We start from the raw sequence: 22,915 nt of genomic DNA, 5'->3' as shown, positions 1-22,915 counted from the left end.
GTTCGCCGGGGCCGTGCTGCGGAGCGCTTGCCAGTGCTGTGGGCTTGTCTTTTTTACCTTCGACAGCTCATCCGGCTCTGGTGTTGCTTGAGGGAAGCAGTTAGTGCATGTGAGCCAGAGTCACGAGCCGGTGACGGGCCTCGAACTCTTCGTCAGGAAACTTGCCATTGGCCGCCGCGAGGAACTGATTGTACAGATCGGCTGCCTGCTTGATTTCATGAAGCTTGTCGTGAGCGGTCGCCGCCAGGAACAGAGCTGAGGGAGACTGTGGCAGGACTGTAGCACGAAGCGAGAGCGCATGCAAGACCGTCATTGGATCATTGTTGTTCGAGGCCGCGAACGCGAGGTGCGAGGCTGCCACACCGTAGTCCTCCTTTGTGGCGAAGGCGGCGGGATCGACCAGGGCGCGCTTCAGCAATGTCTCCGCCTCGGCGTAGCGACGGAGCTTGATCAGCACGTCGGCACGGTCATCGAGCAGACCCGCGTCCGGCTTTGCCTCGATGAGCGCAGCGTATAGCGGATCGGCCTTCGCGGCATCTCCGGACTGCGCATAGAGGTGCGCCAGCAGAAGCGTGACGGCAGGCTCGTTCGGGTTCGAGGCGTGGAGCTTCTCGGCAAGGGGGATGCCATCCGCGAACTTACCCCGTGCGCCATAGAGCGCGGCAAGCTGTGCGGTCAGGGCAGGCGCGTCCGGATGGGCGACGAGCGCCGAGTTGAGAATGGACTGGGCCTCGGTGGGATTGCTGTGAGACAGCAAACGCGCAAGCGAGGCCGAGGCCGAAGGGTCGTTCGGAGTCTCGGCGAGAGTGTGCCGGTATGCTTTCTCGGCCTCTGCCGGATCGTCCGCGGCTTCGGCGAGTTCGGCGGCCATCTCGGTGTCTTCCGGAGTCTCGGGCGAGAGTTTGAGCGCGAGGATAAGCTCGTCGCGGGCGGCGGCGGGGCTCGACTTCAGATCAAGCCGTGCAAGTGCGCGGTAGGCCCGGGCCTTCAGGGCTGGGTTCTCCGCAGGAAGACCGGCTGCCGTCGAAAGCTCGGCGTGCGCCTCGTCAGCGTGTCCGGTCCGCGCAAGCAGAAGACCGAGACCGAGATGCGGCTCGATCAGCGTGGCGTCAGCGCCGATAGCGGCGCGGTAGGAGGCTTCCGCGTTCGAGGTTTGATCGAGCGCATCCTGTGTGTAGGCCAGGTCGTAGAGAAGATGCGCATCCTTCGGATTCTGCTCGGCGAGTGAGGACAGCAACTTGAGTGCCCGGGGATACTCTCCTTTCTCGAGCGCGTCGTTGGCATCCTCGCGGAGTTTGGCTTGAGGATCGGGTGCGGTGGATGAGGCGTCAGTGGTACCCGCGGTAGCCTGGCCATGGAGAGCGGCCGACGCGGAGAGAAGCCCGAGGAAGAGAATCGTACCGATGCGTCTGCTCATGTCAGTTTGACTCCACTCCATTGAGAATCTCCGCGTCCTCAAGGGTGCAGACTCCTTCCATCTCATCGGTCACGAATCCCAGCAGGATCTCGTATTTGTCGACAATCTCCGCCTGCACGATCTGCACAAGAGTTCCGTGAGCCGGGAACGATGAGCCATCGTTGGGCCGGGTAATCTTCGCGGCGACAGGCAGGGCATGCCCAAGGGCGTATCGCAGGCTGCGGTGATCCGGAATGAAGAAGACGCACTTTCTGCTGTCGACGTCTGCCTGGGTCGCGACCCGGCCTTCGATCACGCGATCCGTTGCCCAGACATTCACCGGTTCACACTCGCGAGTCCAAGCACTGGCGCGAGCCAATGCCCCGTGTGGCTCGCAGGGTTCGCGGCGATCTCTTCCGGTGTGCCCTCGGCGACGATCTGCCCACCGCCGCTTCCGCCTTCAGGGCCCATGTCGATCACCCAGTCGGCCGACTTGATCACATCGAGATTGTGCTCGATCACAAGGAGCGAACCGCCGCCGTCGATCAGCTTCCGGAAAGCCGCGAGTAGCTTCTGCACGTCGTCAAAGTGAAGCCCGGTTGTCGGCTCGTCGAGTATGTAAAGCGTGCGGCTGGCGGCTTTCTTGGCAGCCTCGTTCGTACTCGCGCCTCCGCGGTTCTGGATGCTGCGCGCCGTGGCGAGATGAGAGGCGAGCTTTACGCGCTGTGCCTCACCGCCAGAAAGCGTCGTGGCCGATTGACCGAGCCGCACATACGACAGCCCGACCTCGTCGAGCACGGCGAGCTTGTCGATGATCTTCGGGTGTCCGGCGAAGTAGACCAGCGCCTCCTTGACGGTCATGTTGAGCACGTCATGAATGCTCTTGTTCCGGTACTTCACGTCGAGCACGGTGTTCTTGTAGCGTGTGCCCCCGCACTCCTCACAGGGAAGCTCGATGTCGGCGAGAAACTGCATCTCGACCGTCACCGTTCCGTCGCCCTCGCACACATCGCATCGGCCACCGGGGACGTTGAAGGAGAAGCTGCCTGCGCTCAGGTTCTTTCGCTTCGCATCCGGCTGCGCGGCAAAGAGCGCGCGAATGTCATCGAACGCTTTGATATACGTGACGGGGTTCGATCGAGGTGTGCGCCCAATGGGCGACTGATCGACCAGGATGACCTCGTTCAGATGCTGCACGCCTGAAAGCTCGCGATAGAGGTGTGCCGGGTCACCCGATCCCTCCGGCGTGCCGAGAGCCTGCATGAGCGCGCGATAGAGCACCTGGTGCACGATCGTCGACTTGCCCGATCCTGACACGCCGGTGACGCAGCAGAGCAGGTTGAGCGGAATGTCGAGATCGACTCCACGCAGGTTGTGAATGCGCGCCCCGGTCAGTTTGAGGTGCTCCCGTCCAGGCTCGCGCCGATGCTTCGGAACCGGAATCGTCAGGCGTCCCGAGAGGTACTTGCCGGTGATGGAGTTTGGATTCGCCGTGACCTCGGCAACCGTTCCGGCGGCAAGAAGCTGCCCGCCAAGCTCACCGGCCCCGGGGCCGAGATCGAGCAGATAGTCAGCGGCGCGAATGACGTCGGGATCATGCTCGACCACGAGGATCGTATTGCCGAGGTCGCGCAGCTCTTCCATGATGTGAATGAGCTTGGCGGTGTCGCGCGTGTGCAGCCCGATGGACGGCTCATCCAGTACGTAGAGCGCACCAACCAGCCGCGAGCCAAGCGACGTCGCCAATTGAATGCGCTGCGCCTCGCCGCCTGAGAGGGTGCTGGCAAGCCGATCGAGCGTCAGGTAGTCGAGCCCAACCTGGTGCAGGAAGTGCGTCCTCTGCCGGACCTCCTCGAGGATCTTGCCCGCTATCTCCGTCTGCGCCGGGGAGAGCTCGAGCGAATCGAAGAACGCGCTTGCCGCCGTTATGGTCAGCGCGCTTACTTCGCAGATATTGCGGTCGCTGAGCAGGACCGCCCGTGCCTCGGCGCGAAGGCGTGTCCCCTTGCACTCCGGACATGTGGCGTAGCCGCGATACTTCGAGAGGAAGACCCGCACGTGCAGCTTGTACTTCTTCTTCTCCAGATCGGCGAAGAACCCTCGAATACCCGGATAGCTCCCACGCCCCTCCTGGATGAACTCCTGCTGCTGCGGCGTGAGGTCGTACCAGGGAACGTGCGTCGGAATGCCCGCCGCCTTCGCCGCACGCTTCATCTCGCCATGAAACGGCCGGTACTTGCCCGAAGCCCATGGCGCGATGGCGTCGTTGTCGAGCGACTTCGACTGATCCGGAATAATGAGATTGGGGTCGAAATCGATCGTGTTTCCAAAACCCTGGCATCGCGGACACGCCCCAAATGGGTTGTTGAACGAGAACAACCTTGGCTCGGGTTCGCGATAAGCGCGATGGCAGGAAGTGCACTCGAACGCGGCCGAGAAGCGTAGCCGTGTGGCTTCGCCTTCCCCCTCACGCGGCACGGTGTGAAACTGGATCTCACCCGACTCCCGATATCCGGTCTCGATCGCGTCGACGATTCGTGAGCGTGTGTCAGGCGCGAGCGACAGCCTATCGACGAGCACAAAGATTGGCTTATCGAAGTTCAACTCGAGCAGGCTCTCCGGCGTGGAGAACTCGACGATGTTTCCGCCCTGTCCTTCCGTAGGCTGATAAAGACGGTTGTAGCCCCGCCGCCGCAGCTCCAGCAGACGCTCCTTCAGTGTGTCGGTGAGGGTAAGCGCTGCGATGTTGGTCGTCGTCTGCTTCGCGGATTTTTTCGCCGTCTTCGCAGGCTTCGGTGTGACAACCGGTTCAGCCGTGGGAATCTGCATCGGCTCCAGCTTGATCTCGGCTCGCACGATCGGAAAAAGGGCATACGTCCGCGTACCCTCCGGCAGCGCAAGCAGCGCCGTCACGATCTCGTCGACGGTATCGCGCTTGACGATGCCTCCGCAGTGCAGGCATGTCACGGTCCCACATCGCGCGTAGAGCAGCCGCAGATAGTCGTAGATTTCGGTCGCCGTCGCCACGGTGGAGCGCGGATTCCGCGTCTGGTTCTTCTGCTTGATGGCGATCGCCGGAGCCAGTCCGTCCATGTGGTCGACGTCCGGCTTCTCAATCCGCTCCAGGAACTGACGCGCATACGCCGACAGTGACTCGACATAGCGCCTCTGGCCCTCCGCATATACGGTATCGAACGCAAGGGACGACTTGCCCGACCCCGAGACACCCGAGACGACCGTCAGCGCATTATGCGGGATGTCAACGTCGATGCCCTTGAGATTGTGCGTGCGCGCGCCGCGGATGGTGATGTGATCGATCGCAGCGGGACGCGAGGGAGCAGAGGTCAGGGGCTTCTCTTCGGTTATTTCTTCAATCATGGCCACTCTCTATTGTCGGATAGATGGGCTCGGATTGCGAATCAAGGCACGAAACCTCTTCGATCGCGGTTTCCATGAACAAGGCGCAACATGCTGATGCCGCGTTCCGTGGGACGGTAGTACAGAATCCATCTACCGAAAGGGAGCGTGATTGGAAAACGCCGTACTTCGGCAGCCTGTAGGCGCTCAAAATGACACGGCATGCCTATCTCTGGGGAAGAGAGGAGAAGTGCTCCCGTCTGCTCGATCGCATTGAGAAAGCGGTCGGCAACTCCAACTCCCCCGTGCTCAAGCAGGTAAAACCACTGATCTTCGATGTCGCGGATGGCCTTGGGACGCCGGGCGACGACACGCACTAATCAATACCGGCTTGCCTGTGAAGCTCCAGGCGCAGTTCACGCCAGGACTCCGCCGTCATCTCGACCTCGTCACCGGATTCGATCCCCTCGATCACAAGGTTCTCGAGCTGCTCTTTCGCCCGACGTTTCTGTTCTTGACGGATGAGGCGGCTCACGTACTCCGCCGCACCGGAAAGCTTGAGTTCGCGCACTTCCGCATCAACGACGGCCTGGACATCCTCGGGGAGATAGATAGCTGCCATAGAAGACTCCTTGAGGAAGCATGGAGTGGTGCGTCGAAAAATGCAAGAGCTAGGTCTCGGACCTCTGAGGAAGCAAAATCTCCAGAAAAAGCAGGCAAGCCCCCACCACAATCGCCGAATCTGCCACATTGAAACTGGGCCAGAAGTGCGTCTTGATATGGAACTCAAGAAAGTCAACGACGTGCAGGTAAACCATACGGTCGTAGAGGTTCCCAATCGCACCGCCCAGAATGAGCGCCAGCGCGACGGTCGAGAGCGTGATCACCCGCCCCGCGCGCCAGATCATCACCACGACGACCAGGATCGCGAAGATTGAGAAGCCGATCAACGAGTAGCGCACCGCAAGGGGCGACAGGGAATCGGCGAAGATGCTGAACGCCGCGCCTGTGTTCAACACATGGTCCAGCCGGAAGAAATTCGGGATGATGACCTTCCCGTATCCCGAGCGGATATTGGCGATGATCCACAGTTTCGACAGTCGATCGAGCAGGATGATCAGTGCGGCGATCGCAAACAGGATCGGCCGGCGATCCGTGCCGCGTGCTTCGACAAAGTGGTCAGGCATGGTGGTTTCAGAGGTGGACATGGTCAGGCAGCCTCCGAGCTCGGCGGCGCGTCGTACGGCGGATATCCGATGGCGATCAGGGCCTCGGAGCAGCGTTCACACACGGTCGGAAACCTGCCATCCTGGCCTACATCTTCGGTATAGCGCCAGCAGCGCTCGCACTTGATTCCGCTTGCGAACTTTGCAGTCGTCTCGAGCAGAGGCGCGCCGGCAAGCGTCGAGACGCGCGCTACCTCGACCGAGGAGACGTTCATCAGTTCCGGAAGACTCGCCCCGTAGCGCGCAAGCAGGTCATACGTTGCGGCATCGGAATCGGAGACCTCAAAGCGGATCGAGGCCTCGAGTCCCTTGCCGATCAGCTTCTCATTCCGTGCCTCTTCGAGAGCCTTGAGCGCGGGAACGCGAATTGCGAGAAGCTGCTTCCAGTCTTCCTCGATCTGCTTCACGCTGCCCGGAATGATGTCCTGCATATTCGGGAACAGTGCCACATGGACGCTCGCCTCGCGCCCTTCAATCTTCGGCAGATGCGCCCAGACCTCTTCCGCCGTGAAGCTCAGGATCGGAGCCACAAGGCGCGTCAGCGTCTCGGCGATGCGCCACAAAGCGGTCTGCGCGGAACGTCTTGCTGGAGCGTTCGGGGCAAGCGTATAAAGGCGATCTTTCAGGACATCGAGGTATAGCGCCGAAAGGTCCGTGTTCACGTACTCGTTCAGTGCGTGGTACGCCCGGTGAAACTCGAAGGTGTCGTAGGCGTGCCGGATCTTCGCATCAAGCTCGGCCGTTCGCGAAAGGATGTGCTGGTCGAGCGGCTCGAGCTTCGCAAACTCCGTGATCGCATCGGTTGCCGGGTTGAAGTCGTGGATGTTGCTCAGGAGGAAGCGCAGCGTGTTGCGTAGCTTGCGGTAGTTGTCGCTCACCCGCTGCATCAGGGATTCGGATGCGGCGACATCCTCGCGGAAGTCGACCGACGCCACCCAAAGCCGGATGATCTCGCCGCCCAGCCTCTTCGCTACATCCACCGGGTCGACGCCGTTCCCGAGCGACTTCGAGAAGGCACGCCCCTGCTCATCGAGTGTCCAGCCCGAAGTGGCGACCATCTTGTATGGAGCCTCTTCACGCACGGCGACCGACGTCAGCAGGGAGGAATGGAACCAGCCGCGATGCTGGTCGCCGCCCTCGGTGTAGAGGTCGGCAGGAAACTCAAGCTCGGGCTCGATGTCGAGCACCGCATGCCAGCTCGCACCCGACTCAAACCAGACGTCGAGGATATCCATCTCCTTCCGGAACTCCGTCGTATCGGCGTTGCCGCACTGTGCGCAGGCCGTACCCGCCGGAAGAAGCTGCTCAGGAGAGTGCACGTACCAGGCATCGGCCCCCTCCTTGCGGAAGAGGTCGACGACCTTTGCGTTGATGGCAGGATTGCGCAGCGGCGTGCTGCACTTGCAGCACAGGAAGACGGCAATCGGCACGCCCCAGATGCGCTGGCGCGAGATGCACCAGTCCGGACGTGTCGCGATCATGTTCGAGATACGCTCCTCGCCCCAGGAGGGATCCCAATTCACGCGCTTGATCTCTTCGAGCGTCCTCTGCCGAAACGTTGTCATCCGGGTCGGCGGAAGCTCGACAGCGGTTGCGTCGGGATCGGCGGCAAGGGTCTCGGCAATGACCTCCTGCGTCTCCTCTTCGGACACCGCGGCGTGCATCGGCGTCTCCATCGCGATAAACCACTGCTCGGTCGCGCGGACGATCACTGGATTGTGGCAGCGCCAGCAGTGGGGATACGAGTGCAGCAGGGTCGATGCACTCAGCAGCGCACCTGACTCCCGCAGGATCTCCGTGATCACCGGGTTCGATTTGAAGACGGTAAGGTCTTCATAGGGCTGCCCGTTCGTATTCTTCTGCTTCCCCGCGTTGTCGACGTACTGAAGCTCCGGCAAGTTGTAGCGCTTGCCGGTGTAGAAGTCATCGACGCCGTGCGCGGGCGATGTGTGGACCGCGCCGGTACCCTGTTCCGCCGTCACGTAGGGCGCGTTGACTCCAAGGATCGAGCGGTCAAGGAAGGGATGCTGGAAGGTCGCACCCTCCATGCGGCTTCCGGCGAACCGAACGAGAACGTCAGCCTGCGTCGCCGCCTCATCGGGAGCCGCAGCCGACTTCAGATCGCACGCGGCAACGACCGACGCAAGCAACGCCTCGGCGATGATGTAGGTGCCACCCGCGCAGGCCAGCGCGACGTACTCCATCTCGGGATTGAACGCTACAGCCTGCGAGGCCGGGATCGTCCAGGGCGTCGTGGTCCAGATGATCGTGTAGACCGGTCCGGCTTGCCCACTCAGATCGGCAAACGCTGGATCGATGGCGGTCGCGTCGCCCGTCAGCGCATACCGCACGTAGATGGACGGGCTGGTGTGCTGCTCGTACTCCACCTCGGCTTCGGCCAGCGCGGTGCGGTCGTGGATGCACCAGAACACCGGCTTCAGGCCTTTGTAGACGAACTCCCGCTCGTAGAACTCGTAAAACGTCTCGACGATTGCCGCCTCGTACTCGAACGACATCGTCTTGTACGGGTTGTCCCAGCGTCCGAACACCCCAAGCCGCTGAAACTGCGACCGCTGCAGGTCGACGTACTTCTCCGCATAGGCCCGGCAGGCCTTGCGGACCGCCACGGGGTCCATGTCAAGTTTCTTGCGCCCAAGCTGCTCGTCCACCTTGATCTCGATCGGCAACCCATGGCAATCCCAGCCCGGAACGTAGGGGGCGTCGAAGCCGGCCATCGTCTTCGTCTTGACCACGAAGTCCTTGATGCACTTGTTCAGCGCATGCCCGAGGTGAATCGCACCGTTCGCATACGGCGGTCCGTCGTGCAGGATGTATTTGGGCGAACCGGTACGGGCGGCGCGAATCTGGCCGTAGAGATCCTCTTTGGCCCACGCCTCCAGGCGAATGGGCTCGTTGACCGGAAGATTCGCCTTCATGGAGAAGGTCGTCTGGGGCAGGTTCAGCGTGGCCTTCAGTGGCTTGGACTCGGGGGTATTTGGTGCGTCCGGCATGCTTTCCTCGTATCGCTGGTAACGTCGTGCTGCGTATTCTGGCGGCTGGGTCGGGGCCGTAGTGGCGGCCTTTGCCGCAAACCTTTATTGTATCCGGGTTGCGTGGCAGGATTGCTGTTGACCGTCTCAAGCCTGAGGCGTCCAATATCCGGTCCGGTACGTCCAAGCAAGCGTGGGATCACTCGCGCAGCCGGAAAGAGTGAAATATTAGTAAACTAGAGATTGATGTGCGAATCTAACGTGTGGCGGCGAGACGTAGCATGGCAGCAGGGTCCAAACCTGGCACAAGACCGGGGCCGGAGCCGAACGAAGACTTGAGAAGGGATGGCACGGAGGGCAGTCGCCCGGTGCCGATCGCGCGCAACAGGCTATGGAAAATTTGACATTGACGCCACCCGAAGAAGGGCAGACCCATCCGGCACCGCAGCTTCGCCCGGCTGACGTGCCCGTCTGGGGAGAGCCTGTAGAAGAAGAGGGAGTCCTCGCCTCACTGATCGCGAGTGTGCGCGACGTCTTCTTTCCGGTAAAGCTTCCTCCTCTCGTCCTCGAATCCAAGCCAATCGCAGTCGTTGACCGCATGGCGGTCAAGCGCGATCCCAAATCGACCGCGGTCGCCATCGTGGCCCACGTCGTGGTCATCGCCCTGATCCTCTTCCTGGTCGCGAAGAAGGTGAAGTTCTCCGCCCCTGTTACGCCGCCGCTTGTCACTAACCTCGAAGCTCCTCCCCCGATGAAGATCCCGCCGAAAGCGAACGTCATGGGTGGCGGCGGCGGACAGAAGAGCCCCACTCCGGTGGCCCAGGGCCGCCTGCCCAAGTTTGCCCAGGAGCAGATCACCCCGCCCAAGGCTCCTCCGCTTGAGCAGCCCAAGATTGCCATCGAGCCGACGGTCATCATGCAGAAGGACCTGAAGATGGCCAATTCCACCCTGCCGAATCTTGGCATGCCGAACTCGCCGATCGTCGGCACCGGCAGTCTCGGCAACGGAAGCGGCACAGGCATCGGCTCCGGCAACGGTGCCGGCGTAGGCGCGGGTTCCGGCGGAAACACCGGCGGCGGTGCCATGCGCATCGGTGGCGGCGTGTCGGCCCCGATTCCCATCTCCATGCCCGACCCCGAGTTCTCCGAGGAAGCCCGCAAGGCCAAGGTTGCCGGAAACGTCCTCGTCTACCTCTGGGTCGACCAGAACGGCAACCCGACCCACGTCCGTGTCATTCGCGGAATTGGCATGGGGCTCGACGAGAAGGCCATGGAAGCCGTCCGCCAGTACAAGTTCAAGCCCGCCCGCAAGGATGGAAAGCCCGTGACGGTCGAGATGAACGTCGAGGTCAACTTCCAGATCTTCTAACGAACGCTGTTGCAACGAAAGGGCCCGCCTCGCTGCGGGCCTTTTCCTTTGCTATGCCGTGCATCCGTTCTTCAACGGAAAGAAGATCGAGAAGACCGTCCCGTGAGTCTGCCCTCGGTCCCGGCTTGTGACATGAATGGACGCCTGGTGCTTCTCAAGAATTCCTTTCACCACCCAAAGGCCAAGCCCCGTTCCTCGTGGCGCCTTGTTCGAGTGAAACGGCTCGAACAGCCGGCCTTGCGTGGCATTGTCCATCCCACATCCGTTGTCAGCGATCGTAAATCTCACACCCTGCCCCGCGCTCGAATGCGAACTCATGGTGCGGACCCTCACCTCGATCCTGCCTCCCGGCCTTCCGTTTACCGCATCCAGCGCGTTGCTCACAAGGTTGGCGATCGCCTGGTGGATGTCGGATTTGTAGCAGGTCAACAGCGCCCCCTGGGTGTCGTTGACCTTCACCTCGACCGAAGCATGCTCAAGTCGACTCCGGAACAGTGTCAGCACCGATTCGACCACCTCGACGAGCCTTGTCGGTACCGCCCTCTCCGACGACTGATGAAAGCGTAGGGTCTGCCGGACAGTCTGCGAGATACGGGCCAGCTCCTCCTGCGATTTCCTCAGGTAATCCTGTTGATCCGCCCGGTTCTCACACGCGTCCGCCATGTACAGCAGGTTCGTCATCGACTGCAACGGATTATTGATCTCGTGCGACATCGCGCTTGCAAGCTGTCCCACCGCCGCCAACTTCTCGATGGTCTGCATCTTTGCCGCAGCCCGGGCATTGTCATCGATCGTGCGCCGAAGCTCCAGAAGCGTCATGACCTGCCGGGCAAGCGCCTCGAGAGCCGCGATCTGCCGCGGTTCCAGCACGCGCGGCTTGGTGTCGATCACGCATACCGTTCCCAGGACCTCGCCACCCGGTTCGACGATCGGGGCGCCTGCATAAAAGCGTATATTCGGGTCTCCGAAGACGAGTGAGTTGTTGCGAAACCGCGGGTCGGCCGTCGCATCCTCGACGATCAGCGTCTCCGCTGTGCCAAGGGTCAGCGCGCAGAAGCTCTCTTCGCGCGGCGTCTCGCGGATCGGAAGCCCCTGGACCGACTTGAACCACTGCCGGTCCGCATCAACCAGCGAAACCAGGGAAATCGGCGTGTCGCAGATGAACGACGCCAGCCGGGTCACATCGTCGTATCCCATCTCCGGCATGGTGTCGAGCACCGAATAACGCTTCAACGCCGCCAGTCGCGCCTCTTCCTCAGACGAACCAGGCTTTGTTGTGCGGGAGACGTACATTGACTGAGTGTCTCACGCGACAGACAGGCGTGCCCCCTCCCCCCTATCCTTTCAACTGGAAGAAGCGTCAAGCTGGAAGAAGCGCCCGTTCCACCGCAGCGGTGGGTGAACCGCCAGGCTCTCCGGAGACAGCCACGGGACGCAGGTGAAAGCGAACGACATGCCGTTCCAGCAGGACGGCCGTCGCGCGCAGGCTTTCGACCCCCGCCGCCGTTGTCGCCATCTCCCCCAGGTTCTCCCGGCTCAGCGAGTAGATGGAATGCAGGCTCGCACTCGACTGGTTGGCCGCCGCCGCCTGCTGCGTGGCCGCGATCGCGATCTGCGCGATCATCCGGTCCACCCGCTCCGCCATCACGATGATGCCTTCGAGCGCCTCTCCTGCCCGATGCGTCGTCTCGACCCCCTGGTTTACCGCAGCGGTCCCGCTGGCCATGCTCGCAATCGCGGCTTGTGTGCGTCCCTGGATCCCCCGGATCATCCCGGCGATCTCCCCGGTCGCCTGCGCCGTCGACTCGGCGAGCCGCCGCACCTCGCCCGCCACGACCGCGAAACCCCGACCGTGATCTCCTGCACGCGCCGCCTCGATGGCCGCATTGAGCGCAAGCAGGTTCGTCATCCGGGCGATCTCCTCGATCACCGTAACGATCTGGGAGATCCTTTTCGAATCTTCGCCAAGCAGCCCGAGCGACGACGAAGTCTCATCGACAGCGCTGGCAATTCCAGCCATCGAGCCGAGCATCTCGGTCACAATCGCCCCTCCATCTCGAGCCGTCTGGGCCGCCGCTCTCGCCGTATCCGCCGCCGACCGCGCATGCCGCGATACCTCGTCAATCGAGGTCGACATCTCGTGCATGGCGGTGGCCGCGTGCTGCGTCTGCTGGCTCTGCTCGTCGATCCGGTGATGAATCAGGTCGCTCGCCTGATGCATGGAGTCGGCGTTCGCCGTGAGGGTCCGTGCTGTTTCGACCGTGGTTCCGATAATCGCGGAAAGGCTGGACTGCATCTCCTGCATCGCGATCGCCAGCGATCCGATCTGGTCGTTCGACACATCGAGGAAGTCATGTCCGGTCAGGTCGCCGCTGGCAATGGCATTCGCTCGATCCGTCAGTGTTCGCAGCGACCTTGTGATCTCAGTGATCAGCAGCACCGCGACTGCCGCGCCGAGAAGCGCTGTCAGCAGCGTGCACAACCAAAGCGTGATCACCACATCTTCATGCAGTCGGCGCAACTGTAGATTCTCCTGGGAGGCAATATTCTCCTGGGAGTCGGTAAGGTCGGCCACAAGCTTGTCCATCGAATCGTCGAGCGCAAGCACCTCGTTCTGGATCAGGTCGTAAGCCCGTGCCGTGCCCGCTTCGGTATGCGATTCGTTCGCGCTCTCGACCTCTTCCCCAATCTGCGTGAGCCGCCCGATGCCCACCTCGATTTTCTGCAGCCTCTCTCTGTCTTCCGGCAGCAGGGTGACGTCGGAGAGATGCTCATGGAAGTGAAGAATCGCCTGATTCGCCCGTTCAAGAGACACCCGGTGCGACTCCCGAAACTGGCGGGAGGCTTTCGGATCGATCCCGAACAGCATGTATGACTCCAGCGACTGCATGCTCTCGGCGAGTTCGCGACCCACCTCGTGCATAAGCATGATCAGCGGCACCTGCTTTGTGGTCACGGTTTCCGAGAGGTGATCCGCCTTGCGAATACTCAGGTCCGCCATAATGGCGCTTAGAAGCATCGCCGAAACCAGGACGCCGCTGCTGAGACCAAGCTTTGCTTCGAGATTCATCCTGTGTCCCCAGCTACGCCGTCCTGGCCCCACCGCTGCGCGGCTAATTACTCTTCTGGTTGAAAGCGAACCGAACCTGGACGACATTGCTCGACCAGCCCGGACCCGGAGCGAATTTCCACTTGCGGACCGCCTGCTCCGCTGCAGGTTCGAGCAGAGGATGTCCTGAAAGCGCGTGCGCCTTGGCCACTAAGCCATTCGGCTGCACGACGACCGCCACCCGCACCGATCCGGTAATGTGCATCCGTGCAGCCAACGCCGGGTAAGTTGGCGCGACGGTATGAATGACCTCTCGCCTCGGTTCTTCGTCATCCTGGGCTAAGACGCGAGTGATCGGCAGGAAAACGGCGGAAAGCCATAGTGCCGCAAGCCATAACGCAGCAGCCCGGAGATGAGTCCGAATCGCGATGACACCTCCGGGCTACAGAGGGTCTATCGGCTCAGGGCACAGCCGCTTTAGGAGTGTCCGCTTCAGCTCAAGTCTTGCGTTTAAAAGGACGGCTTTCGCCGTGGCGGTCTAGCTGCCCGGGCAAAAACTGCTTCGAGCGCTGAGGTGGGCTTCTGGTTCGCCAACCACGCAACGAAGATCAGGCCCGAACCGCCGGCTGCAGCGCTTCAATCTCGGCAAACGTGAGATTCTCCGCCGGACTCTCGTTCCGCTCTTTCCACCCGAGAAACAGCTTTCCGTAACTCTGCGTCGTGCACGTCGCCGGGTCGATCGAAAGCTCCGCCAGCGTCGAGTCGATCCGGCTTACCGGGCCCTCAAGCTCACCCCAGATCCCGATCGGCGTCTCGTCGATGACGAGGTGCAAGGGATTGCGGTCCTCGTTCGTGCTGTGCGACCACTCGGTGCGGTACTTCTCGTACCGGAAAACCGGAGAGTAGCCGAGCTGACAGAAGATCTCTCCGAGCGCCTCCGCATCGTCGACGTGCGTCTCCGTCTCAATGCGTGTCTTATAGCGCGACTCCGGATCGTCGTCGTCCGGCGTGCGCTTGTGGGTCAGGGTCCATAGGTCACCGTACTGGCGAACCCGCAGGATCTGACCCTTACCGCGGAGGCTTCGCTCCGGCGTATCGAACAGCGTGTTTGCCTCGAAGGTGCGTGGGGTGTCGAGGTGAAAGCCGAGGCCGGGGAGGCGGGCTTCGAGAGAGGCGATATCGGAAATCAGGAACTTCAGTTCGATCTCTGCGCTCTGCATACACGTGAGTATAGGCCGGTCGGCTTAGGATAAAAGGAATGAAACAAGGAACTACGGCCCGTTTGGGGAGGGAAGAAGTCGGGCTTGCCGCAGCCATCTTGCGAAACGGAGGCCTCGTCGCTTTCCCTACCGAGACGGTCTACGGTCTCGGCGCGAACGCTCTTGATGCAGATGCGGTCGCAGGAATCTTTGCCGCGAAGGAGCGGCCCCGGTGGGATCCCCTGATCGTCCATGTCGCCGACCGGGCGAGGCTGGACAGCGTCGCGCACGTTTCTCCGGAGGTAGAAAAGCTGATCGCAGCGTTCTGGCCCGGCCCACTGACGCTTCTGCTGCCGAGGACATCCGCGATCCCTGACGCGGTCACCGCCGGGCGTGATCTCGTGGGCGTAAGAATGCCTGCCCATCCAATTGCACTGGATCTCATTCGGCAATCCGGCGTGCCCATCGCCGCCCCAAGCGCCAACCGCTTCGGCCACACCAGCCCCACGACCGCCGCTCATGTCCTTGTCGATCTCGACGGACGAATCGACGCTATCCTCGACGGCGGTCCCACGTCGGTCGGCGTGGAATCGACCGTCCTGGATGTTGGCGCGAGAATGATCTATCGCCCGGGGGCGGTGACCGCGGAGCAGATATCCTCTGTCCTCGGCGCCGAGGTCTCTCTGGTTGGAGACGTGTTTGCGCACGAGCCTGAAAGTCTTCCATCCCCAGGCGTGGGCATGCGCCACTACGCCCCGCGCGCGCGCCTCGTTCTCGTCGAAGGAACAATCTCCGACGGCATCATCACCCGGCTAGAGACCACAGTCGACGGATTCGAAGCCCAGGTCGGAGTCATGCTGCCCACCGGGTGGCGCTCCGGCGCATCCATGTTTGTCTATCCGTGGGGCGACTGGGAGAACGGCGAAGAACTCGCTCGACGTGTCTTTGCAGGCCTCCGCGCGTTGGACGAGGCCGGGGCTACGGTCATCGTCTGCCCCGTCCCCGACGCCACCGGAATCGGAGCTGCCTTGCGGGATCGCCTCGGCAAGGCCTCCCGCACGGATTAGCCGAAAAGTCCGCTCATGATTTCGAAGTCCGGACCTAAACTCAATGATTCGAAGACTTTGAGACCTTAAGCCGGGAGGGGCTGAGGTCACCCGCGCATCGGCTGCGCCAGCCCCGTCGCGAACGCGTCGAGCGAAAGATTGCGCAGGAGGTTGCGCCTCATTCCGCTGTAGACCTGATCCAGGCCACGGCTCGCCTGTTCGATCCACGCAAAGTTGACCATCCCGGCAAGCCGCTCAAGCTCCGGCCTGAGATCGATATTCCGGATCAACTCCGGTGTCCCTGCCATCAGGAGAAGCAGATCCTCAAGGAGAAGGGTGATCCCACGAAGCAGCGCCGTGGTCTTCTGCTGACCTTCGGCCCCGGCCCGATACGTCTCCGTCATCTTGAATAGCCCCGTGTGCTCCGGATCCCCATGGCTCGAAGCCGACTCCGCCGCATTGCGGAGCATGAGCATCGCATCCGCCCGTGCCGCGGTGTAAGCCGCCAGGTCGAACCCCAACGCTCTCCCCGCCGCCCCCTGCGCCAGCCGCGCAATCAGCGCCCGGTGCTGTGGTAGTACGTCGGGCCGACGGTCGGCAAGCAGCATCTCCAGCTCTTCTACCGGGAGCGCCCCCAGCCTGACCGTCGCACACCGCGACCGGATCGTCGGCAGGAGCTCGCCGACATTTTCAGCCAGAATGATGATGTGTACGGTAGGCGGCGGTTCCTCAAGCACCTTAAGCAGCGAATTTGCCGCCTCCTTCATGAAGCTCGCGGCGGTAAAGATAAAGATGCGTCGTGGAGCCTCGGACGGATGCCGCTGCGCCCTCTGGATCACAGTGCGCACCTGCCCGAGCTTGATCAGAAGCTGCGGCGGGTCCGGCGGAATGATGAGTACGTCCGGATGCTGCTGAATGAGCACCCGCGTCTCCTTCTTATCCGTCTCGCGCAGGTCTTCGCGTGACGCAACCGCCGCATCAACCAGGCCGGCAAGATCGTAGGCACTGGCGATCCGCGTGCAGTTGGAGCAGACGCCACAGAACCCGGCCAGCGCCTGCCCGTTCGACCACAGATCCCGCGGCTGGCGTTCGCACTCCACCGCCATGGCGAGCATCAGGGCCAGCGTGTACTTGCCCGCACCGTTCGGTCCCGCGAGGATGATCGAATGGGGGAGCCGCCCGGCGGCAATCGCCGTTCGGAGCTGCTCGACGGCACCGGTGTTTCCAAGAAATTCGTTGAACCCGGCTGGCAGCGCGTCAGGCATACGGTCTTGTCTCCCCTTTCAAGACTACGATACGGAGGGAACTCCCCAGGACCGCCAAGCGTAGAATCGTCAGGATGATCTGGCCCAGAAAACTTGCGCTTACCCTTGCACTTTTCTTTGTGGGCTTCACCGTCTGCGGCGCGGAGACGGTAGCCGGATTGCCAGCGCCCACCGGCTACGTGAACGACTTTGCCGGTGTCCTCAATCCAACCACGAAGCAGAACCTCGAAGCCCTTTGCACCGACGTGGACAAGCAGGCGCACGCGCAAATCGCTGTCGTCACGATCAAGACCATCGACGGCGACCAGTCGATCGACGAGTTCGCCACAGCGCTCGAAGAGAAGTGGAAGGTCGGAGCCAAGGGCACGGATCGCGGCCTCCTCATGCTCTTCGTCATGACCCCCCGCGCCGGACGGATCGAGGTGGGCTACGGCCTCGAGGGAATCCTCAACGACGCCAAGGTCGGAACCATCGGACGCACCATGGTCCCGGCAGCAAGCCAGAACGACTACAACACCGCGATACCGCTCGGCGTGCAGCAGATCGCACAGGTCATCGCGGCGGACGCGGGCGTCACGCTGACCACCGCGCAGCCGATCCATCGCTACCACCGCGAGGGGGTGCAGCAGCAGACCGTCCATCTCAGTTTCTTCCAAGTGCTGATCGTAGGCGGGGTGCTCCTTTTCATTCTCTTCCTACTCATCAAGACCGGAAACGTCGGACTGATCTTCTTCCTGCTCGGTAATATTCTTGGTGGAGGCGGCGGTGGAGGAGGCGGAAGAGGCCGTGACGACGATCGCGGTGGAGGTGGGTTTGGCGGGTTTGGTGGAGGCAGCTCAGGCGGGGGCGGCGCAAGTGGCGATTGGTAATCGGATGAACCGGAATCTAAACGAAAGTCATCTCATCTGCGTATCCAGCAAGTAGAATCAACGGCTACAAGCACAGCAATCACGAGGAACTCATGAAATCTCTCTGGATCGGACTTGGAGTTGTTGGACTGATTGTCATCGTCCTGCTCTTCGTCGGCGGCAGCTATGTCAGTGCAAAGAACTCCCTGGTCTCGCAGAACGAGGCGGTGAACCAAGCCTATTCGCAGGTGAACGTTGCGCAGCAGAGGCGGCTCGACCTCATTCCAAACCTCGTCGCCTCAGTCAAAGGCTATGTCAACGAAGAGACGACTGTCCTGACGAATATCGCGAATGCCCGCGCAGGCGTCATCGGCGCGACGGACCGGGCGAGCAGCATTCAGGCAAACTCCCGCCTGGACGTGGCACTCAGCCCGCTGCTCCGCTTGCAGGAAGCTTATCCAAACCTTAAGGGCAACGATCAGTTCGTGCGTCTCGAAGACGAGTTGGCCGGTACGGAGAACCGCATCGCTGTCGAACGTGGCCGTTACAACAAGGTGCTCAGGGACTATGACGTCTCCGTGCAACAGTTTCCGACCAGCATCTGGGCAAACATGGCCGGCTTCCACTACCGCGACGAATACTTCAAGGGCGACCCAAGCAACAGCGTCGCCCCGAAGGTCGATTTCAGCAAATAGGCGGGCAAACGACAAAGGCCGTCACCTTGGGTGGCGGCCTTGCTATCTATGGCAAGCAAAAGAACAGGGCCATCGCCAAAGCGACGGCCCTTTGTTTTGCAGGATAGATTACTTGGTAAAGGCGCTGATCGCCGAGGCTTCGTCGTCCTTTACGTCAAACACGGTGTAGAGCTTCGTGATCTGGAGAAGGTCGTGGACCTTCTTGGTCAGGTTCAAAAGCTTCAGCTCGCCGCCGGCGTTCTTCACGGTCGTGAACGCGCTGACGAGTTCACCGATGCCTGAGCTATCGATATAGCTGATATCGCCCAGGTTCAGCAGAATCTTGTTCGATCCTTTGGCAAGCACATCGCGAACTGCGTCGCGTAGCGTGACACTGCCTTCGCCGAGTGTGATCCGGCCGCTGAGATCGAGAATGGTGACGCCGTCAACCTGACGGGTCTTTACTTTCATGCTCATGGTGATTTGTCTCCTTAGGTTCCCGACTGCGCGGGGGTGCGGTGCTTGATCAAAGTCAGTTCAGTACCTGGGTGTAGCTGGCGAAAGTTTACCTCATCCATGAAAGCGCGAATGAGAAAGATGCCACGGCCGGAGCCACGGAGGATGTTTTCGGGGGCCAGAGGGTCAGGAAGCGTGTCTGGATTCAGCCCCGAGCCCTGATCGCTGATGCGGATAATAAGCGAATCCGGGGTCGATTCGAACGAAGCGGTAATGTGCTTCTCTGGATCGTACGCGTTTCCATGCAGCACGGCGTTGACAGCGGCCTCACGAACGGCCATCGCAATATTCGGCACGGTATCTTCGTCGAAGCCTGCGCGTTCGGCAAATTCCTCGGCCGTCTGCTCTACTTTGTTGACGCTGGCGAGTGACGAATCCAGCGTGTAACTGACGCGGCTTGTTGTATGGTCGGCCAACTCGGTCCTTTTGGGGAAGCAGTCCTGCGTACGGATTCGATACTCCGCACCGGCATACGCCGCCGATGCCCGATGTTGGCAGTGTGCTTGCCACGCGGGAAGATGTCAAGGCGGATACCTTCGAGAAGCGAAGCGGGCAGATCACGCGCCTCATTCCGGCGGGGCCGGAGCGAGTGATTTACGATGCCAACACGAGGTCTTTGCAGATGAAGGGTTTGGCAGCAGTCGCGGCGGTTTTTCTTTTTTCCGGAGTGCCTTTCGCAAGAGCGCAGACCGCTCCTGCTCCGAGGCCGCTGCAGCAGATGCCGTTCTCGCCGGTACTCGACATCAACGACATGGATCGCACCGTTGATCCGTGCACCGACTTCTACAAATACTCCTGCGGCGGATGGATGAAGAACAATCCCATCCCGGCAGACCAGGCGAACTGGAGCGTCTACGCCAAGCTCACTGACGAGAATGCGCAGTTCCTTTGGGGAATCCTAGAGGACGCAGCGAAGGCAACGAACCGCACGCCCATTCAGCAGAAGATCGGCGACGCTTTTGCCGCTTGCATGGATACGTCAGCGATCGATAAGCGCGGCCTCGACCCGCTCCGTCCCGAACTGGCGATGATCGATGCCCTGAGAGATCGGGCTGCAGTAGCTGCGTCGATCAGCACCCTCTCGCATGACGCCGTCGGCTCCTTCTTCTTTAACTCGGGATCAACCCAGGACCCCGCGAACGCCAATGACGTTATTACAGCCGTCGCCTCTGGAGGCCTCGGCCTTCCCGACCGCGACTACTACCTCAAGGCCGACCCGAAGAGTGTCGAGACGCGCGCGAAGTATGTGGCTTATGTGACAAAGCTCTTCGCCCTCGCCGGCGAGACCGATGCAAAGGCAGCGAGTGATGCCGCCGACGTCATGCGCATCGAGACCGCCCTCGCCACCGCTTCGCTCACGCTTGTCGACAAGCGCGACCCCTACAAGCAGTTCCACAAGATGACGGTGGCCGAGCTTACGAAGATCAACCCGTCGGTTGACTGGCCAGCTTTCTTCGCCAAGCGCGGTCTCGCTGGAATCGCGACAGTCAATGTCACGGAGCCGGAGTTTCAGAAGGCGCTCGACGCTGAACTGAAGAACGAAGCGCTCGAAGCCTTGAAGTCTTACTTGAGGTTTCACCTTCTGACTGGCGCGGCACCTGCACTCGCCAGCTCATTCGAGACCGAGAACTTCGGCTTCTACCGCGGCTACCTTCGTGGCGCGCAGCAACAGCCGCCACGCTGGAAGCGCTGTGTTCGCTTTGTCGACAGCTCCCTTGGCGAGGCCCTCGGGCAGGAGTTTGTGCGCCGCACCTTCGCCGCGGACACGAAGCAGAAGACGCTCGTCATGACCCAGCAGATTGAAGCCGTCATGCAGGACGAGATCGAGCATCTGGACTGGATGAGCCCGGCGACAAAGAAGGAAGCCCTCCGCAAGCTTCACGCCATCCGCAATAAGATCGGCTACCCAGACACCTGGCGCGACTACACCAAACTCACGATCACCCCAGGCGACTTCTTCGGCGACACAGAACGCGCCCAGCAGTTCGAGGACTCGCGCGACTGGGCCAAGGTGGGCAAGCCCGTCGACCGAAACGAGTGGGGCATGACGCCGCCAACCGTGAACGCCTACTTCAACCCCCAGATGAACGACATCAACTTCCCGTCCGGCGTCCTTCAGCCACCTCTCTACGATCCGAAGGCCGACGACGCCCCGAATTACGGCGACACCGGTGGCACCATCGGCCACGAACTCACCCACGCCTTCGACGACGAAGGCCGCCAATTTAACGCCGAGGGCGACCTCAAGGACTGGTGGACCAAAGAGGACGCGCAAGGCTTCGAAGACCGCATCAACTGCCTCCGCGACCAGTTCGCTACCTATGTCGTCGTCGATGACATCCACATCAACAGCAAGCTGACAAGCGGTGAGGACGTAGCCGATCTCGGCGGAACACTCATCGCTTATATCGCCTGGAAGCACCAGGTCGAAGGCAAGAACCTCAAGCCCATCGATGGCTTTACCCCGGATCAGCGATTCTTCATCGGCTACGCCCAATGGGCCTGTGAGAACACACGCGAAGCGGCCGAGCGCCTCCAGGCCGCAACTGATCCGCACTCTCCCGGGTTTGCCCGTGTGAACGGCATCGTAACGAACCTGCCGCAGTTCGCCCCCGCATTTGGGTGCAAGGTCGGACAGCCGATGGTGAAGTCCAAAGTCTGCAAGGTTTGGTAAGGCTCAAGGACGAAGGACTATGACGAAGCACGCGAACGAGAGAACGAGCGTATCGGCACTGATGGGCGCCAAGGTCAATGGCCCTGATGGGCGCGCATTCGGCTCGGTGCGTGAGTTCGCCGTCAGCCCCTCGGACGACGCGGCGCACGTCTTCGGTTTTATCCTGCGGCTCGCGACCGGAAAGAAGAATGGGCAACCGTCGCTGATACGCGTGTCTGATCTCGTTCAGGGCGGTGACGGTCTTCAACTCCGGGCATCTGCCGAGATGCAGGAGATGGCAGATGCTGAGGCATATCTTCTGCTGGAACGTGACCTGCTCGACCAGCAAATCATTGATGTTAACGGGCACAAAGTCGTGCGAGTAAACGATGTCGACCTCATCTGGGAGGCATGTCTTGACGGGACAGACAGACTTTCGCTTCGCATCGCCGAGGTTGAAGTGGGAGTTCGTGGGGCAATACGGCGTCTGCTCAAAGGTCTGCCGCACGGCACTATCGACAACTTATCCTGCCGCATTCCAGCGAGTGTTATCCCGTGGGACTTCGTCGACCTGATCGACCGCGACCCGTCGCGCCGGGTGAAGTTGAAGATCGAACAGAACCGACTCTCGAAGATGCACCCATCCGACATCGCGGACATCCTGGAGGAACTTGGGCCGGCAGAACGCCACGCGCTCTTTACCAGTCTCGACGAAGAGGTCGCTGCCGAGGCGCTTGAAGAAGTCGACCCCAAGATGCAGAAGGCTCTCATCGAAGATCTCGACTCCGAGCAGGTCGCCGGGATCGTCGAAGAGATGGACCCCGGTGCTGCCGCCGATTTCCTGTCCGAGCTGTCCGACGAACGCTCCGAGGCGATCCTCGAAGAGATGGATCCCGAGGAGCGGCATGAGGTCGAAGAGCTTCTCGAGTTCTCGGGAGACTCCGCAGCCGGCCGCATGACGACCGACTACGTTTCACTGCCCGAGGTTGCGACCGTGTCGGATGCCGTGAACGCTCTGCGCGACTTCGAAGGCGATATTGAAGTGATCACCGATATCATCCTGCTGGACGACGATCAGAAGATTCGCGGTTTAATCCCAGTCGTCCGCCTCCTCTTTGCGGAACCCGGGGCGGCGCTATCGGCTCTCCCGCAGGGGCACATTGTGAGCTGCCGCCTCGACGCGAATGGGAAGAAAGTCGCCGAGCTGTTCGACAAGTACAACCTCCGCTCGCTGCCTGTGGTCGACGACGACAAGCGTCTTGCGGGGGTCATTCACGCTGAGCAGGTCATCGCCAACCTCAGGCACAAGCATTAGCGGATGAGCGTT

At 61.4% G+C, this 22,915-nt stretch carries 20 protein-coding genes; 6 read left to right on the top strand and 14 right to left on the bottom strand.

The features are described 5' to 3' along the window. Positions 1 to 100: 100 nt before the first annotated feature. From GRAN_RS00760 to ileS, 7 genes are read right to left on the bottom strand one after another with little or no spacing between them, the layout of a single operon-like run. Positions 101 to 1,417, bottom strand: a complete 1,317-nt coding sequence (locus GRAN_RS00760; RefSeq protein ID WP_241654254.1) for a tetratricopeptide repeat protein — start codon at positions 1,415 to 1,417, stop codon at positions 101 to 103. A gap of 1 nt (position 1,418) precedes the next feature. Then, positions 1,419 to 1,736 carry a hypothetical protein gene (locus tag GRAN_RS00755; RefSeq protein ID WP_128911129.1) on the bottom strand — a complete coding sequence of 106 codons (318 nt, stop codon included), beginning with the start codon at positions 1,734 to 1,736 and terminating at the stop codon, positions 1,419 to 1,421. Then, positions 1,733 to 4,774, bottom strand: coding sequence for an excinuclease ABC subunit UvrA (gene uvrA / locus GRAN_RS00750; RefSeq protein ID WP_128911128.1), 3,042 nt, complete (start codon positions 4,772 to 4,774; stop codon positions 1,733 to 1,735). Before uvrA ends, GRAN_RS00755 begins: the two co-directional genes overlap by 4 nt. Positions 4,775 to 4,815: 41 nt before the next feature. Beyond that, positions 4,816 to 5,130: a type II toxin-antitoxin system RelE/ParE family toxin gene (locus GRAN_RS26870; RefSeq protein WP_128911127.1), complete on the bottom strand. Its 315-nt coding sequence runs from the start codon at positions 5,128 to 5,130 to the stop codon at positions 4,816 to 4,818. Then, entirely contained in the window at positions 5,130 to 5,375 is a 246-nt protein-coding gene (locus GRAN_RS00740) for a type II toxin-antitoxin system ParD family antitoxin (protein ID WP_128911126.1), read from the bottom strand. Before GRAN_RS00740 ends, GRAN_RS26870 begins: the two co-directional genes overlap by 1 nt. Before the next feature lie 49 nt (positions 5,376 to 5,424). Next, positions 5,425 to 5,961: a signal peptidase II gene (lspA, locus tag GRAN_RS00735; protein WP_241654252.1), complete on the bottom strand. Its 537-nt coding sequence runs from the start codon at positions 5,959 to 5,961 to the stop codon at positions 5,425 to 5,427. A 2-nt stretch (positions 5,962 to 5,963) separates the two neighbouring features. Further along, entirely contained in the window at positions 5,964 to 8,990 is a 3,027-nt protein-coding gene (gene ileS, locus GRAN_RS00730) for an isoleucine--tRNA ligase (RefSeq protein WP_128911125.1), read from the bottom strand. Between the two features lie 370 nt (positions 8,991 to 9,360). Between ileS and GRAN_RS00725 the strand changes: the two genes are divergently transcribed. Continuing rightward, complete coding sequence (locus GRAN_RS00725) at positions 9,361 to 10,338, top strand: energy transducer TonB (RefSeq protein WP_128911124.1); 978 nt, start codon at positions 9,361 to 9,363, stop codon at positions 10,336 to 10,338. Between the two features lie 51 nt (positions 10,339 to 10,389). Here GRAN_RS00725 and GRAN_RS00720 read toward each other — a convergent pair whose 3' ends face one another. The 4 genes from GRAN_RS00720 to GRAN_RS00705 form a co-directional block, all read right to left on the bottom strand. Then, the gene (locus tag GRAN_RS00720) at positions 10,390 to 11,631 is read right to left on the bottom strand and encodes a GAF domain-containing sensor histidine kinase (RefSeq protein ID WP_128911123.1); all 1,242 of its coding nucleotides are present in this window, start codon (positions 11,629 to 11,631) and stop codon (positions 10,390 to 10,392) included. A gap of 67 nt (positions 11,632 to 11,698) precedes the next feature. Further along, entirely contained in the window at positions 11,699 to 13,408 is a 1,710-nt protein-coding gene (locus GRAN_RS00715) for a methyl-accepting chemotaxis protein (protein WP_128911122.1), read from the bottom strand. Between the two features lie 43 nt (positions 13,409 to 13,451). After that, the gene (locus GRAN_RS00710) at positions 13,452 to 13,694 is read right to left on the bottom strand and encodes an energy transducer TonB (protein ID WP_277751203.1); all 243 of its coding nucleotides are present in this window, start codon (positions 13,692 to 13,694) and stop codon (positions 13,452 to 13,454) included. 301 nt (positions 13,695 to 13,995) lie between these two features. After that, positions 13,996 to 14,607, bottom strand: coding sequence for a class IV adenylate cyclase (locus tag GRAN_RS00705; RefSeq protein ID WP_128911120.1), 612 nt, complete (start codon positions 14,605 to 14,607; stop codon positions 13,996 to 13,998). 38 nt (positions 14,608 to 14,645) lie between these two features. Between GRAN_RS00705 and GRAN_RS00700 the strand changes: the two genes are divergently transcribed. Beyond that, entirely contained in the window at positions 14,646 to 15,653 is a 1,008-nt protein-coding gene (locus GRAN_RS00700) for an L-threonylcarbamoyladenylate synthase (protein ID WP_128911119.1), read from the top strand. A gap of 86 nt (positions 15,654 to 15,739) precedes the next feature. Here the strand turns inward: GRAN_RS00700 and GRAN_RS00695 are convergent, their stop codons facing one another. Beyond that, positions 15,740 to 16,897, bottom strand: coding sequence for a DNA polymerase III subunit delta' (locus GRAN_RS00695; RefSeq protein WP_128911118.1), 1,158 nt, complete (start codon positions 16,895 to 16,897; stop codon positions 15,740 to 15,742). Between the two features lie 74 nt (positions 16,898 to 16,971). Between GRAN_RS00695 and GRAN_RS00690 the strand changes: the two genes are divergently transcribed. Continuing rightward, a complete protein-coding gene (locus GRAN_RS00690) occupies positions 16,972 to 17,766 on the top strand; it encodes a TPM domain-containing protein (RefSeq protein WP_128911117.1) in 795 nt (264 codons plus the stop codon). A 92-nt stretch (positions 17,767 to 17,858) separates the two neighbouring features. After that, positions 17,859 to 18,440, top strand: a complete 582-nt coding sequence (locus GRAN_RS00685; protein ID WP_128911116.1) for a LemA family protein — start codon at positions 17,859 to 17,861, stop codon at positions 18,438 to 18,440. A 108-nt stretch (positions 18,441 to 18,548) separates the two neighbouring features. Here GRAN_RS00685 and GRAN_RS00680 read toward each other — a convergent pair whose 3' ends face one another. Then, positions 18,549 to 18,896 (bottom strand): STAS domain-containing protein, encoded by a 348-nt coding sequence (locus tag GRAN_RS00680; protein ID WP_128911115.1) that lies wholly within the window; start codon positions 18,894 to 18,896, stop codon positions 18,549 to 18,551. Between the two features lie 14 nt (positions 18,897 to 18,910). Then, entirely contained in the window at positions 18,911 to 19,351 is a 441-nt protein-coding gene (locus tag GRAN_RS00675) for an ATP-binding protein (RefSeq protein WP_128911114.1), read from the bottom strand. A 65-nt stretch (positions 19,352 to 19,416) separates the two neighbouring features. On the opposite strand from GRAN_RS00675, the gene GRAN_RS00670 reads away from it, so the two are divergent. Both GRAN_RS00670 and GRAN_RS00665 read left to right on the top strand, forming a co-directional pair. Continuing rightward, entirely contained in the window at positions 19,417 to 21,609 is a 2,193-nt protein-coding gene (locus tag GRAN_RS00670; protein ID WP_241654251.1) for a M13 family metallopeptidase, read from the top strand. A 19-nt stretch (positions 21,610 to 21,628) separates the two neighbouring features. Next, positions 21,629 to 22,903, top strand: coding sequence for a magnesium transporter MgtE N-terminal domain-containing protein (locus GRAN_RS00665; protein WP_128911113.1), 1,275 nt, complete (start codon positions 21,629 to 21,631; stop codon positions 22,901 to 22,903). Positions 22,904 to 22,915 lie beyond the last annotated feature (12 nt).

It is taken from the genome of Granulicella sibirica (assembly GCF_004115155.1).
In the GTDB taxonomy this organism is placed as follows: Bacteria; Acidobacteriota; Terriglobia; order Terriglobales; family Acidobacteriaceae; genus Edaphobacter; species Edaphobacter sibiricus.
Note: the sequence above shows the minus strand (reverse complement) of the source record. Positions and strands in the feature narration are given on the sequence as shown.